16 protein-coding genes are annotated in these 13,486 nt (G+C 36.3%); 9 read left to right on the top strand and 7 right to left on the bottom strand.

The annotated features are described in order from the left end of the window. Positions 1-6: 6 nt before the first annotated feature. The gene (gene larB / locus NZ923_03300; protein ID MCS7229045.1) at positions 7-759 is read right to left on the bottom strand and encodes a nickel pincer cofactor biosynthesis protein LarB; all 753 of its coding nucleotides are present in this window, start codon (positions 757-759) and stop codon (positions 7-9) included. A gap of 9 nt (positions 760-768) precedes the next feature. Beyond that, complete coding sequence (locus NZ923_03305; protein MCS7229046.1) at positions 769-1,293, bottom strand: DUF5683 domain-containing protein; 525 nt, start codon at positions 1,291-1,293, stop codon at positions 769-771. A gap of 182 nt (positions 1,294-1,475) precedes the next feature. On the opposite strand from NZ923_03305, the gene NZ923_03310 reads away from it, so the two are divergent. From NZ923_03310 to NZ923_03340, 7 genes are all read left to right on the top strand, one after another. Continuing rightward, on the top strand, positions 1,476-1,940 hold the full coding sequence (locus NZ923_03310) for a helix-hairpin-helix domain-containing protein (protein MCS7229047.1): 465 nt from the start codon (positions 1,476-1,478) through the stop codon (positions 1,938-1,940). An 18-nt stretch (positions 1,941-1,958) separates the two neighbouring features. Continuing rightward, complete coding sequence (locus tag NZ923_03315; protein ID MCS7229048.1) at positions 1,959-2,399, top strand: hypothetical protein; 441 nt, start codon at positions 1,959-1,961, stop codon at positions 2,397-2,399. Next, positions 2,400-3,278, top strand: coding sequence for a pilus assembly protein PilM (gene pilM, locus NZ923_03320; protein ID MCS7229049.1), 879 nt, complete (start codon positions 2,400-2,402; stop codon positions 3,276-3,278). Further along, entirely contained in the window at positions 3,266-3,820 is a 555-nt protein-coding gene (rsmD, locus tag NZ923_03325; GenBank protein ID MCS7229050.1) for a 16S rRNA (guanine(966)-N(2))-methyltransferase RsmD, read from the top strand. The genes pilM and rsmD overlap by 13 nt, the downstream gene beginning before the upstream one ends. A gap of 6 nt (positions 3,821-3,826) precedes the next feature. Further along, entirely contained in the window at positions 3,827-4,327 is a 501-nt protein-coding gene (gene coaD / locus NZ923_03330; protein MCS7229051.1) for a pantetheine-phosphate adenylyltransferase, read from the top strand. Then, positions 4,327-5,520, top strand: coding sequence for a pyridoxal phosphate-dependent aminotransferase (locus NZ923_03335; protein ID MCS7229052.1), 1,194 nt, complete (start codon positions 4,327-4,329; stop codon positions 5,518-5,520). Before coaD ends, NZ923_03335 begins: the two co-directional genes overlap by 1 nt. Positions 5,521-5,605: 85 nt before the next feature. After that, positions 5,606-5,854, top strand: a complete 249-nt coding sequence (locus tag NZ923_03340) for a zinc ribbon domain-containing protein (protein MCS7229053.1) — start codon at positions 5,606-5,608, stop codon at positions 5,852-5,854. A 129-nt stretch (positions 5,855-5,983) separates the two neighbouring features. Here the strand turns inward: NZ923_03340 and NZ923_03345 are convergent, their stop codons facing one another. The 5 genes from NZ923_03345 to NZ923_03365 are packed head-to-tail and all read right to left on the bottom strand — an operon-like array spanning position 5,984 to position 11,146. Next, positions 5,984-6,889, bottom strand: a complete 906-nt coding sequence (locus NZ923_03345; GenBank protein MCS7229054.1) for a bifunctional enoyl-CoA hydratase/phosphate acetyltransferase — start codon at positions 6,887-6,889, stop codon at positions 5,984-5,986. Further along, positions 6,886-8,271, bottom strand: coding sequence for a protoporphyrinogen oxidase (gene hemG / locus NZ923_03350; protein MCS7229055.1), 1,386 nt, complete (start codon positions 8,269-8,271; stop codon positions 6,886-6,888). The genes NZ923_03345 and hemG overlap by 4 nt, the downstream gene beginning before the upstream one ends. Beyond that, entirely contained in the window at positions 8,261-9,283 is a 1,023-nt protein-coding gene (hemH, locus tag NZ923_03355) for a ferrochelatase (GenBank protein MCS7229056.1), read from the bottom strand. The genes hemG and hemH overlap by 11 nt, the downstream gene beginning before the upstream one ends. A 48-nt stretch (positions 9,284-9,331) precedes the next feature. Then, positions 9,332-9,718 carry a YkvA family protein gene (locus NZ923_03360; GenBank protein ID MCS7229057.1) on the bottom strand — a complete coding sequence of 129 codons (387 nt, stop codon included), beginning with the start codon at positions 9,716-9,718 and terminating at the stop codon, positions 9,332-9,334. Positions 9,719-9,739: 21 nt separating this feature from the next. After that, on the bottom strand, positions 9,740-11,146 hold the full coding sequence (locus NZ923_03365) for a TldD/PmbA family protein (protein ID MCS7229058.1): 1,407 nt from the start codon (positions 11,144-11,146) through the stop codon (positions 9,740-9,742). A 44-nt stretch (positions 11,147-11,190) separates the two neighbouring features. Between NZ923_03365 and NZ923_03370 the strand changes: the two genes are divergently transcribed. Both NZ923_03370 and NZ923_03375 read left to right on the top strand, forming a co-directional pair. After that, positions 11,191-12,534 (top strand): glycine--tRNA ligase, encoded by a 1,344-nt coding sequence (locus NZ923_03370; GenBank protein MCS7229059.1) that lies wholly within the window; start codon positions 11,191-11,193, stop codon positions 12,532-12,534. Between the two features lie 18 nt (positions 12,535-12,552). After that, the gene (locus NZ923_03375) at positions 12,553-13,473 is read left to right on the top strand and encodes a TIGR01777 family oxidoreductase (GenBank protein ID MCS7229060.1); all 921 of its coding nucleotides are present in this window, start codon (positions 12,553-12,555) and stop codon (positions 13,471-13,473) included. Positions 13,474-13,486 lie beyond the last annotated feature (13 nt).

Genomic DNA, 13,486 nt, shown 5'->3' on the forward strand with positions numbered 1-13,486 from the left:
CGCTTTTCACTTTCTATTCATAAGAGTTGCGGCAAATGCTGCACCGAATCCGTTGTCAATGTTTACAACAACAACGCCTGGTGCACAAGTGTTAAGCATAGTCAAAAGAGGTGCAAGCCCATTAAAGTTTGCACCATATCCAATTGATGTCGGAACAGCTATAACTGGAACTCCAACAAGTCCCCCTACGACACTTGGCAATGCCCCTTCCATTCCAGCGACAACAATTATAACGCTTGCACTTTTCAACTTATCAAAATTTGAAAGCAAGCGATGAAGCCCAGCAACTCCAACATCGTATAAAATTTCAACTTCATTCCCAAGTATCTCTGCTGTTACTCTTGCTTCTTCGGCAACGGGCAGGTCCGCGGTTCCAGCAGTTATAATTAAAATTTTCCCCTTTTTGTCGTCTTTCTTTATATCTCCACGAATTACAGTTATCGTTCTTGCCAGCTCGTTATATTTTGCATCTTTTGCGATTTTTTTGACTTCTTTAAAGTGTTCTAAATTAGCTCGTGTTGCGAGAAGGAATTTGGATTTTTCAAGTATTCGTTTTGCTATTTCCCTTACTTGTTTAGGTGTTTTCCACTGGCAAAGTATAACTTCGGGGAAGTTGTGTTTAAGCATTCGGTGATGATCAACTTTCGCAAATTCAATGTTTTCAAATGGAAACCATTTTAACTCGTTTAAAAATTCATCAACGCTAATTTTTCCATTTTTATAATCGTTCAGAAGTTTTTCTAACTTTTCGCGCATCATTTGGCTTTTTTAAAATTTAAATTTTGCTGAAATCATAAATTTCCCACCCTTGCTTTCTACTCCGATGAAAGGAGTGTTTTCGCCGAAAATGTCTCCAGAACCTTTATCTGTTGTAAAGAAAAGTACATCAATTATGTTTACAGCCCAAAGCCCAGCTGTTATACCAAGAAAAAGGTTCCTTCTTTTGTAATCTCTATCAATGCCCGCTTTAACCTGCAACATCTCCTGCCATATTTGTTCTGCTCTTTCCCAATTCATTGTGCTTTGATACTGAATCTCTAAATTTTCAAGTCTTTCGTTTCCGCCAACAAGATTATTTTGTGATACAACTGCTGTGATGAGCGACCCGAAGGTAGTTAAGGTAAAAAGTGCGCCTTTGATTTTGTGGCCCAGATAAAATTGACCAGCACCAGGTATAAAAACTGAATATGTAAGCGCTGTAAGTTTTCGCTTTGAAATAAATGATTCATTTGAGGATTGCGAAAAAACCATAGCTTGGGCAAAAACGATTAAGAGCAAGATTTTCTTAAGCATAAATTTTAAGTCATTTTGTTTTGGGCTGAATAAATTTAAAAAATTAAGGCGAGATTTAAAATGAATTTTAAGCGAATTTTAAATTTTACCAGGGCTTTATCGGGTCGTGTGCTCATTCTTGATAAAGTTGGAATAATTTTTTAAATTTGAAAAGTCAAAAGAAACCGTAAAAAATTTGAGAGTTGAAAAGCATTTTCAAAAAAATAAACGATGCGATTGGCTTAACGAGATCCGAAAGCGTCGTCTTTTGGTTTCTAATCGTTGCTTTTGTTTCCGGGATTGCAATAAAACTTGTTCGGGGTGATGTTATCAAAAAGGAAACCGCGAAATTTGATTATTCTGTTTTTGACAAAGAATTTGAACAAAGATCCGCTGAAATTGAAAAATATGTATCCGCTGGAAGTAAAAATGTAGATAATAACTTTGTTGATGAAGGTTCTGGTTCAGCGCCTTTTAAAGTGAACATAAATACTGCAACCAAGGAGGAGTTAATGAAGCTTCCCGGCATCGGTGAGAAAACAGCTGAGCAGATAATAAGGCATAGGGAGATTTACGGGAAATTTAGAAAAATTGAGGATATAATGAATGTCAAGGGGATAGGACAGAAGAAGTTTGAAAGGATAAAAAATTATTTGACAACAAATTAAAACAAAAGGAGAAAGTAAATGCCGCAAGCAAAAGCAAAAGGCTCAATTATTCTTGAAATTTTGATAGTTGTTCTGGTTGGTATCCTTGTCTACACAATTTATGACCCAGCGATGAAAATTAGAGCTGAAGAGGAGTTAAAGAAGATATGTAGATTCAGGATGAAAAACATAAGGCAGGCGGAGCTAAAGTATTTTGATGAATACGGAAAATACACAGGCAACATTGACTCGCTTATCACATTTATAAAGGTAAAAAATATACCAGATTCACTTTTCTTTTCAACCGCAGCAGAAAAATTTAACCCTGACTCACTTCGTCGCTGTCCGAAGCTGAATCAATACTATGTAATTGGTGCTGATTCGCTTGGAAAGTATTACTGGGTTGAATGTCCATACGGTCATGGAACAATTGGTTCAAAAGATAAGCCAGAGGATGTGAATAAAGTATCATGGGAGTAAATGATTTTCATAACTGTAAAACTTGGCAGGGAACGGATAGATATAGCTGAGACCGAGGAATTATCCAAAAAGTTAGTTCTAAAAAAAACTTTAACCCAAAAGTTATGTCTTGAAACTTTCTCTTTTGAAAAGGCAATTGAAATAGCATCGGCTATTTCTTCATCAATAAACATAAGTGAAAAATTCACAAAAATTTCTTTTTGTCTTGACACTGAATTCGCATTTTTGAATGTCATTCCTGTTGATTCCAACTTATCTGAACAGGAATTAAATGAACATTTGTTGTGGGAGGTTTTTCATTATTTCCCTGGTGAATCAGTGCATAACTTTACAATTAGAGGTTACAGGTTTGGAATCGGAAAAATCCAAAAGATGCTCGTTGCTGCTGTAAGGAAGGAAATAATTTCTTTCTTAAAGACGATAGCTGACAAGTTAAATTTAAAGGTTCAGATAATTGATATTGATCATTTCGCTGCTGAGAATTGCTTGAGGGAAAGGATAAGTCCAACGCGATCAAAGTATATTTACAGTGACTTTGTCCTTGTTGGGTTGAAGGAGAGAAGGATTGATGTGAGCTTGTTCAAAAACTATGAATTTCAAAAATATTTTTACTATGTCGTCAACAGCGAATCGGATTTGAGATATTTCGTCATAAAATTGATAAATGATTACATTTCTGCTGGATTTGAAAAGTTTGTTTTTTATGGCGAAGTAAGTGAGGAGGCAATTGATTTAGTAAGTGGGATGTTGGGAAATAAGTTCCTGCTTCTTAATCCGTTTGATTCTCCAGTGTTCCTTGATATAAAGGCAAATCCTCAAAATGCCTCTGTTTTCGCTCCAAATATAGGGCTTATGTTAAGAATGTTATGGTCAGGATAATAACCGGAAAATATAAAGGGCGTTCGTTAAAAATTTCAAAGAATGAGTCTGTAAGACCTACTTCAGATAGAGTAAAAGAGGCACTTTTTAACATTTTATCAAATAGAATTAGTTTTGAAAACCTTTTCGTTCTTGATCTTTTTGCTGGAACTGGCGCGCTTGGCTTTGAGGCTTTAAGTAGAGGTGCTGAAAAAGTTATCTTCGTTGATAATCACTACGGAGCGCTTAAAATGATAAAAGAAAACGCGAAAGTTCTCGGTTGTGAGGATAAAATTCTAATTGTGAATGATGACGCCTTGAGATTTATTCAGTATTCAAACGAAAAATTTGATCTTATCTTTGCTGACCCACCTTATATGTATCCACATTTTAACGAACTTGTTTACAAGATCTGGGAAAGGGAACTGCTAAGTGAGATCGGATTTTTCTCGGTTGAGCATGATTCAAGAATTGTCTTTGCCCCTGAGATGATACCTTTTGAAATTGTCACAAGAAGAGAGTTCGGGAAGACCGCATTCACAATTTTTAAATATAAGGAGTAAAAAGTCATGAAAATCGCAATCTATCCTGGGACATTTGATCCGATAACAAATGGGCATATTGATGTAATAGAACGTGCTTCAAGGTTGTTTGATAAAGTCATCGTGACAGTTGCTAAAAATGTAGCGAAAACACCGCTTTTTACAGTTGAGGAAAGAATAAAAATGATAAAGGAGGTTGTGAAAAAGTATGATAATGTTGAGGTTGACAGCTTTGATGGTCTTCTCGTTGATTACGCAAGGATGAAAAATGCGGTAGCAATAATAAGGGGATTGCGCGCGGTTTCAGATTTTGAATATGAATTTCAAATGGCTTTGATGAACAGAAAAATATGTGATATAACCACCGTTTTCCTCGTCCCACACGAGAAATATACTTATTTGAATTCAACGATAGTTCGTGAGATAGCTTCCTTTGGAGGCGATGTTAGTAATTTCGTCCCGAAAATAGTGGAAAAAATGCTTAAAGATAAATTTAAGCAAAAGCAAAACATGAGAAGGAGAACCTAATGCTTAAACTCTCTGAAAAAATACTAAACTTACCTGAATCAGAAACTCTTCGCATTTCGGCAATTGCAAAAAACATGAAAGCTCAAGGGATTGATGTTGTTTCATTAAGTGCTGGAGAACCTGATTTCCCAACACCAGAGCACATAAAAGAAGCAGCAATTCAAGCGATAAGGGAAAATTTCACAAAGTACACCCAAAATCAAGGGATACCAGAGCTAATAAATGCAATTATTGAAAAGTTCCGTCGTGACAACAATATTGAGTATAAACCAAATGAGATATTGGTGTCAAATGGGGGGAAGCATTCAATTTTCAATGCTTTACAAGCGATATGTAATCCCGGGGACGAGGTAATAATTCCTGCGCCATATTGGGTGAGTTATCCACCAATGGTTGCTCTTGCAGATGCTGTGCCGGTAATTTTGAAAACAGATATAAGCACGAACTTCAAAATAGTTCCTGACCAACTCAAGGAAGCGATAACGAAGAAAACGAAAGCTCTCATTCTTAATTCACCGTCAAATCCAACAGGTACAGTTTACACAGAAGATGAGATAAGGCAAATCGCTGAAGTTGTGTATGAAAAAAATATCTTCGTAATTTCGGATGAGATTTATGAAAAAATACTTTACGAAGGGAAACATTTCAGCATGGCTTCAATTAAAGAGTTAAGAGATCTTGTGATAACTGTTAACGGTGTTTCAAAAGCATATGCTATGACTGGCTGGAGAATTGGATACCTTGGAGCGAAAGAAGAAATAGTTAAGCTCGCAAATAAGATTCAAGGTCAGATGACATCAAATGCATGTTCAATTTCTCAAAAAGCAGCTCTTGCTGCATTAACAGGGACGCAGGAGCCCGTGAAGAAGATGGTTAATGAGTTTAAGATAAGGCGAGATTTCATTTGTTCCGAGCTCAAGCAAATCCCCGATATAGAAATTTTCGTCCCTTCTGGTGCATTTTATGTTTTTCCGAAGGTTTCAGCTTACTACGGTAGAAGCTACAATGGCATGGTCATAAGAAATTCAAACGATTTTTGTGAGTTTTTACTTAAAGAAGAAAAATTAGCAATCGTTCCCGGGGAGGCATTCGGAATGGATGAATGTGTTAGGATTTCTTACGCTGCTTCTATGGAGGATTTGATGAAAGGTGTTGAGAGGTTCAAAAGAGCCATTGAAAAACTAAGGGATTAAAATTTGAAACTTTTTTCTAAATCTGTAATGTTATTCAAAATTGCAAGGGAGAAATTAAAAACAAAATTAGGTGTAGCAAAGGCATATGCCAACATATGAGTACAAATGCGATACTTGTGGTTACATTTTTGAGGAATTTCAAAGTATAAACGATGAACCGATAAAAATTTGCCCCAAATGTGGTGGCAGTGTAAAAAGAATGATAAGCGGCGGGGTCGGTTTAATCTTCAAAGGTTCGGGATTTTATATAACCGATTATAAGCGTGGGAATTCAAAAAACGGATCAAATTCTGAAACAAAAACGGAAACAACTAAATCTGAAAAATCGGAGTAATCAAACTTTTTTAACCCACCTCCATTTTATAACCTTGAATCCATTACTGGACATAAAAATTAGGAGGTGGGTTGTTTCATTTTAATGAACAACTTTTGGCCTTAACGAAATTTTCAAAAGTTAGATTTTTTAAAGCGTCATTAAAACTCCAAGCGCGATTGAATTCAATTTTGCTTCCATCTTGTCCGACCTTGACGGGATTAAAACCGGAGCTTTTGCACCAGCGATGACATGACCGATCTTATAGTGTGCGAAATAAGTCAAGCTTTTTCCAAGTATGTTCCCACTTTCAATGTTCGGAACTATTAAAATGTCAGCTTTTCCGGCGACTTCCGATTTTATTCCCTTCTCAAGAGCTGATTCTTCCGAAATAGCAAGGTCAAGAGCAAGAGGACCATCAACAACACAGCCCGTTATCTTTCCCTCAATGTTAAGTTGTTTTAGTTTCACAGCGTCTGTGGTTGAGGTTAATTCTTCAATTACGAGCTCTGTTGCTGATAACACGGCAACTTTAGGATTTTCAAAGCCAAGCTTATGTGCAACTTCAACAGCGTTTTTTATTATTTCAATTTTTTGCTCAAGCGTCGGATTTAAAACCACGCCTCCGTCCGACATGAGAATAAACTTTGATTCATCTTTTTTTTCTGGGTACTCAAAAACGAATACATCGCTTAACAATTTACCTGTTCTAAGTCCTGCTTCTTTGTTTAGAACACCTTTCATCAATGTTGTAGTATCAACCTTGCCTTTCAAAATTATTTGTGCTTTCCCATCTCTTACAAGCGAAGTTCCAATTAAAACAGCTTTTGCTGGATCTTTTTCCTCAATGATTTCAAAATTTGTCGGATCTTCTCCAAGTTCTTTGAGCATCTCGGAAATTTTTTGTGAATCTCCTATTAAAATTGAGTTAGCTATTTTTTGTTTCCTTGCTTCAATTGCTGCTGAAAGCGCTGTTTCTTGATGTGCGGATATGACTGCTATTGTTTTTGATGTTCCCTTTACTTTTTCAATGAGCTCTTGGAAATTTCTTATCATTTTTGATTTAAAATTTTATTTGCAATTTTGCTTGCGCTCGTGACGCAATCGCCAACCGAAATTCCACCACGATAATTTGCGCATAGATAAATTCCAGGATTTGCCTTCTCAAATTCATCTATCATGGCCATAATTTTTAAATGTCCGACATTATATTGAGGTATGGCTTTTTCCCATCTTGAAATCCATATAAATTCTGGTTCACCATTGATCTTCATTATTTCTTTCAATTCATCGCTTACAATTTTTATTAATTCATCGTCACTTTTAAGAGCAATTTCTGGTTGTCTTGTTCCCCCAACAAATGTAGTGAACTCAACATATCCTTCCGGGGCTCGCTGTGGGAATATGGTTGAATTCCAAAGTGTGCCAAGAATTTTTCGTTTCTCTTTTTCAGGCGTTAAAAATCCAAAACCATCTGGCTCAATACCGATTTGTTCTTTTTTATAGCCAAATACGACCTCTGCAACTGGTGGATAATAAATTTGCTTTAGAGTATTTTCAAGTTCACTTGATAATTGAGCAATTATTTCTCCAGCTATATAAGCGGGCGTTGAGACGACAACTATCTCCGAGTAAATGCTTTCGTTTTTCCCATCTTTTTCAAATTCAACGATGTATCCCAAATTGTCCTTTTTAATTGATTTAACATTTGCACCAAATATAATGGAATCGCCAAGGTAATTTGCTATTGCTTTTGGCAAAGTTCCCATGCCATTGATGAAAGAAAACATTTTAGCTGTTATTTTTGATTGTTCCGCTCTTCGCTTTCTCTCTTTAGCTCCTTTTATGGTTCCGATGATCAAACCTCCGTATTTTTCTTCAAGTGCGTAAAGTCGTGGAAAAGCTGATTTAACTCCAAGTTTTTCTGGATCACCAGCATATACACCAGCAACAAATGGATTGATGGTATAGTCAAGAAATTCATTACCGAGTCGCCTTCTAACGAATTGTGAAACTGTTTCTTCCCAAAATGGATCATTTGTTCTATTTTTAGCGCGACCGTGAAATGGTTCAAGAACTATGCGAAGTTTTCCGCGCCAACTCCATAATTTGCTCTTAAAAAAGTCCTGAGGTTTCATCGGGATCGGATATAAATTCCCATTTTTAAGAATGTATCTCTTATTTGAAGATTCATTTGCGTAAATCATCTCGTTTGAAATTCCAACTTCATCAGCGATTTGCTTGAAAAGTGGCGTCGTTTCAAGAGCACTATTCGGCCCGAGTTCAACGAGGTATCCATTTATTCTTTTGCTTTTCATCGTCCCACCGACTTCTTTTTCCGCTTCAAGGACTGTGACATTTAGCCCGTTCTTTTTGAGTAGAAAAGCGGTTGTAAGTCCCGATATTCCTGCTCCGATGATTATTGCACTATTTTTCATTTTTAACTGCCTCCAGAACTATGTTTTTTAGAGCTTCAATAAATGTTTCAGAGTCGTTCAAAGCTTCAGTAACGATGAATTTTTGAACTCCATTTTTAATAGCAATATCTTTGACAAAGATTCCAAGTTCATATAGCGTTTCTATGTTATCTGACACGAAGCTAAGTGGAACAACAAGCAAATTTTTAACTCCTTCATCAGCAAGTTTTATCACTGAGTCAACCGTTGACGGCTCAAGCCATTTTGTAGGTCCGACCTTGCTTTGGAAACAAAGAATCATTCTCGTGTTTTTGAAAATTTCCTTTAATTTGGAGTTATTTTGCAGATAGTTCGTTACAGCGTTGTAAGATTTCGTGATTTCGTAAAAATACGGGTCACCATTTTGAATAAGTTTAACAGGCAAGCTATGGGCGCTGAATAACACAGCAAAACTTTTGAAATCTTCATCATTGAAATTTTCAACTGCTTCTTCAATCCTTTCTGCAAGTGCCTTGATGTATAGCTCGTTATCGGGATAACTTTTTATTTCAATTATTTGCTTTATATCAAATCCGTGAGAGATTATGTTTAATCTTTTCATGGCGCGATAGAATTCATTGAAGCTTGAGCCAGTGGTTGTGGTTGAGTATTGTGGATAAAGGGGAAGAAGGATTATCTTTTGTGAATTATCTTTCAAAGCTCTTTCAAGTGCCTCGTCTATGAATGGTCTCCAATATCTCATTCCGATGTAAACTTTGCAATCAAGGAATGGTTCAAGTTTTTTCTCTAATAATTTCGCTTGAACGAGGGTATAGCTCAAAATCGGAGAGCGACCGCCAATTTTTTGGTAGTATTTTGAAACTTTTTTTGATCTTAATTTTGAAATTAATTTTGCGAAGGCTTTTTGTGTTAACGAGGGGAAAGGGAATTTGAATATGTCTGGATCTGAGAACAGGTTGTAGAGAAATTTTTCAACACTTTTTGTTGAATCAGGTCCACCGAGGTTTAAGAGAATAATTCCATATTCAGGCATTGTTGATCTATCATTAGTTTTTTTCCTTCTGTAAATCGGTTGTATATCTCAGTAATATCTCTCAAGCTCCTTGCTTAAAAATTTAACAACCATTGTTATAATTCCAAGGTCATCAATGAGTCCAATCAACGGAGAAAGATCGGGTATTGAATCAAGGGGCAAGATAAAGTAAACAAGCGCTGCTATTGCAATCGCCTTTCTAAGAAACGAAACAGCGGGATCTTTCATAAATTTGTAAAGTGCAATAAGATCGCGTTTGAAATCAATTCTGCTTTTTAACCTTGAAATTTTAGCCCAAAAGTTTTGTTCAACATATTCAACATCTTTCTCAGATATGTTCCGAGCTATCTTTTTAAACTTTTTAACAGCGTCGCTGTCTTGACTTTGCTGAATGAAAACAACTGCATCCGTGCCAAGTTCGTTATAATCTCGCATGTTTTTTGAATAAAATTTATTTTAATCGCAGGTTATTGTCATTTCAGAAATAAGAATTGATGGGGATGCGATGTTACTGAAGAAAACGAGATCGTTTCCAACCGCGATGATGTTTTTCATAATGTTACTTAAGTTATCTGCTATTGTGATCTTATCAACTGCAAATGTTATTTCACCATTCTTTATCCATAAGCCACTTGCGCCTTTTGAAAAGTTGCCAGAAACAATATCAACACCAAAACCAATTAGTTTTGTAATAAGTAAACCTTCTTTAACTTCGCTTATTATTTCGTCAAGATTTTTTGAACCAGGCTGAATGTAAAAATTCAATGGTGAAGGTGCTGGAATTGTGTCGTATCTTCTATAAGTGTTTCCAGTTGGCTCTTGTGAAAATTTTTTTGCAGTGATTGAATCAAGAAGAAACATTTTTAAAATCCCATTTTCAATAATTGCTTTCCTCTTCGTTTGAATTCCCTCGTCATCAAATGGTTTTGAAGCAAGCCCTGCCTCAAGGCGTCCGTCGTCAATTATAGTAAGGTTTTCACTTCCGACTTTCTCTCCTATTTTATCAAAAAGAAAGCTCATCTTTCTATAGCTGTTTTTTCCGTTTACGGCGGTTGCTATGTAGCTTACAATGGTTGGAGCGGTTGTGTGATCAAATATCACGGGATATCTTCCTGTTTTGATTCTTCTCGGATTCAAAAGTTGAAGAGCGCGAACACTTGCGTTTCTCGCAACATGTTCGGGTGTTTGAAGGTTTTCAAAAAATCTACTTACGGACGAATAATAACCAGTTTGACTTTCGGCTTTGTCAGATGCTATTGCGGAGCAATAGATTTCAAAGATTGTTCCTTCATATTCACCGAAAAATCCGTTTGAATTTGCAATTATTCTTCTCTGAATTAAGTTTCCAAATCCAGTTGATTCAACTTTGATTTTGGGATCAAAAGATTTCGCGATGTTTTCTATTTCTTTAGCAATTTTTATTTTTCGTTCAACGCTTATTGAGAAGATTACAGGATCAAAAGTTTTAATTTGCGCTTGAATGTTATTTTCTGTTTTGGGTAGTTCGTTATCGGGCTCGGGCATTGAGTTTCTCGCAAGTGAAATTGCTTCATCTATTGTTTTCTCAATCGCAAAATTTGAGAAATCGGTTGTATAAGCGAAACCAATCTTTTTGTCCTTGAAGATTCTTATTCCAAGCCCGTGGTTTATCGCTTGTTTTAGAGATTCAATTTCTCCATCTTTTATTGTTGTTGAAAATTCCTCATCTATTGAAATGAAAACATCACATTCATCGGCTCCCTTTTTTATCGCTTTTGAAGTAATGGATTTGACGATTTCTTCGGTAATCATCGGATTTCTCTGTTGATTTGCAATTTTTAAAAATTTATAAATTTTGGCCGAAACTTTGAAATTTGTGCTCAAAAAATTAAATTTTTACAAAACAAGGAAAATAAAAGCCGAGGAAAATGAATAAGAAAAACGCAGTCACATCATCGCAAGCACAGTTAATGGATAAGCTCGTTTCGCTTTGCAAAAGAAGAGGATACATATTTCAGTCAAGCGAAATTTATGGTGGAATAAATGCCTGCTGGGATTATGGTCCGCTTGGGGTTGAACTCAAAAATAACATCAAACAGGCATGGTGGAAAGCGATGGTTTATGAAAGAGACGATATTGAAGGGCTTGACGCAGCGATATTAATGCATCCGAAAGTTTGGGAAGCATCTGGTCATGTTGAAAATTTTACTGATCCACTTGTTGATTGTAAGTCGTGCAAGCTTCGTTTCAGAGTTGATCAGATTCCAGAAGAGAATGTTAAACTAAAGAAATGTCCAGAGTGTGGTGGGGAACTTACCGAGCCGAGAAAGTTTAATTTGATGTTCAAAACATTTATGGGACCAGTTGAGGACGAAGCACATGTTGTTTATTTAAGACCTGAAACAGCGCAAGGAATTTATGTTAATTTTGAGAATGTGTATGTTTCAATGAGGAGGAAAATTCCCTTTGGCATTGCTCAAATTGGAAAAGCGTTTAGAAACGAAATAACGCCAGGAAACTTCATCTTTAGAACGAGAGAGTTTGAGCAAATGGAAATGCAGTATTTCGTCCGCCCTGGAACTGATATGGAATGGTTTGAAAAATGGCGTGAGGAAAGGTTTAAATGGTATTTGAGAATTGGAATCAAACCTGAAAAACTTCGTTTTCACCAACATGGTCCCGATGAACTCGCTCATTATGCTTCAGCTGCTTATGATATACAATTTGAATTCCCATTCGGCTGGCACGAGATTGAAGGAATACATAACCGAACTGATTATGATTTGTCAAGACATCAGCAGTATTCGGGCAAGGATTTAAGTTATTTTGATGACGAAATTGGGCAGAAATATATCCCATATATAATTGAAACATCAGCTGGATGCGATAGGACTTTGCTGGCTGTTTTAATCAATGCCTATGACGAAGAAGATACCGGTAAAGAGATCAGGACAGTTTTGAGACTTCATCCGTTTCTTGCGCCAATAAAAGCGGCAGTTTTACCGCTTGTAAATAGAGAAAATATGCCTGAGATAGCTTTTGAAATTTATAAAACTTTGAAACCTCATTTCAAAGTTTTCTACGATGATAGCGGTTCTATCGGAAGAAGATATAGAAGACAAGATGAAATCGGAACACCGTTTTGCTTTACTGTTGACTCCCAAACTCTTCAGGATGGAACTGTCACGGTCCGAGATAGAGATACGATGAAGCAAGAAAGAATTCATAAGAGCGAGGTTCTTGATTTTCTAAAAGAAAAAATCGTCTTTTGAACAAAAGGGAGATGAACAATGAATAAAACTATTACAATCGCTGGTGGAACAGGTTTCGTTGGAAGTTATGTGGCGAATTTTCTCTCTGAAGCTGGATATAAAATTTTAATCTCAAGTAGGAATCCTGAGAAAGCTTCTGCAAAGTTGAGCAAATTTGAGGTTTTCAAATGGGATCCGGAAAAAGAAGAATTCCCTCGTGATGTATTAGAGCGTTCAGATGTTGTTATAAATTTGATTGGCGAAACGATCGCACAAAGATGGACGAAAAAGGTGAAAGAAAAATTAGTAAGCTCGCGTGTAAATTCAACGCGAAAAATAGTTGAAGCATTTGCAAAGGTAAATTCATCTGGAAAAACTTTTATTTCTGCATCGGCAACAGGTTTTTATGGTTCTAAAAGGGAGGAAGTGTTAACTGAAGATTCATCACCTGGTGATGATTTTTTGGCTAAACTTGCTATAAATTGGGAAAGCGAGGCAAAAAAGGCGGAAGAGCTCGGAGTTAGAACGGTAATTTTAAGAATTGGTATTGTTTTGGGTAAAAATGGTGGGTTTCTTGCCAGATTAACTCCCATATTTAAACTTGGGCTTGGTGGTAAAATTGGGAATGGAAAGATGTGGATGTCATGGATTCACTTAGAGGATCTCGCTCGTGTTGTTAAGTTCGCAATTGAAAATGAAAATGTGCGAGGTGTTTATAATGTTGTCTCACCCAATCCAGTCACAAATGAAGAATTCACAAAAAAATTTGCGAAGGTTTTAAAGCGCCCTGCATTTTTGCCTGTCCCAGAATTTGGATTGAAAGTTTTGTTTGGTAAAGATTTAACCGAGGTAGCCTTAACATCAAGTCAAAGAGTTAAACCTGAAAGGTTGATACAATCTGGTTTTGAGTTTAAGTATCCAGATATTGAAGCTGCGCTGGTTAGTTTGTTTAAAAAATAAAATTTTGAAATGT

The organism is Candidatus Kryptonium sp. (genome assembly GCA_025060635.1).
GTDB lineage: Bacteria > Bacteroidota > Ignavibacteria > Kryptoniales > Kryptoniaceae > Kryptonium.

What these genes read in the sequence shown, in the direction of transcription:
- NZ923_03315 (MCS7229048.1), top strand. Translation starts at nt 1,959, where the DNA reads ATGCCGCAAGCAAAAGCAAAAGGCTCAATTATTCTTGAAATTTTGATA.
- NZ923_03370 (MCS7229059.1), top strand. Translation starts at nt 11,191, where the DNA reads ATGAATAAGAAAAACGCAGTCACATCATCGCAAGCACAGTTAATGGAT.
- NZ923_03340 (MCS7229053.1), top strand. Translation starts at nt 5,606, where the DNA reads ATGCCAACATATGAGTACAAATGCGATACTTGTGGTTACATTTTTGAG.
- NZ923_03360 (MCS7229057.1), bottom strand. Translation starts at nt 9,718, where the DNA reads ATGCGAGATTATAACGAACTTGGCACGGATGCAGTTGTTTTCATTCAG.
- hemH (MCS7229056.1), bottom strand. Translation starts at nt 9,283, where the DNA reads ATGCCTGAATATGGAATTATTCTCTTAAACCTCGGTGGACCTGATTCA.
- rsmD (MCS7229050.1), top strand. Translation starts at nt 3,266, where the DNA reads ATGGTCAGGATAATAACCGGAAAATATAAAGGGCGTTCGTTAAAAATT.
- NZ923_03375 (MCS7229060.1), top strand. Translation starts at nt 12,553, where the DNA reads ATGAATAAAACTATTACAATCGCTGGTGGAACAGGTTTCGTTGGAAGT.
- NZ923_03345 (MCS7229054.1), bottom strand. Translation starts at nt 6,889, where the DNA reads ATGATAAGAAATTTCCAAGAGCTCATTGAAAAAGTAAAGGGAACATCA.
- hemG (MCS7229055.1), bottom strand. Translation starts at nt 8,271, where the DNA reads ATGAAAAATAGTGCAATAATCATCGGAGCAGGAATATCGGGACTTACA.
- NZ923_03305 (MCS7229046.1), bottom strand. Translation starts at nt 1,293, where the DNA reads ATGCTTAAGAAAATCTTGCTCTTAATCGTTTTTGCCCAAGCTATGGTT.
- coaD (MCS7229051.1), top strand. Translation starts at nt 3,827, where the DNA reads ATGAAAATCGCAATCTATCCTGGGACATTTGATCCGATAACAAATGGG.
- pilM (MCS7229049.1), top strand. Translation starts at nt 2,400, where the DNA reads ATGATTTTCATAACTGTAAAACTTGGCAGGGAACGGATAGATATAGCT.
- NZ923_03335 (MCS7229052.1), top strand. Translation starts at nt 4,327, where the DNA reads ATGCTTAAACTCTCTGAAAAAATACTAAACTTACCTGAATCAGAAACT.
- larB (MCS7229045.1), bottom strand. Translation starts at nt 759, where the DNA reads ATGATGCGCGAAAAGTTAGAAAAACTTCTGAACGATTATAAAAATGGA.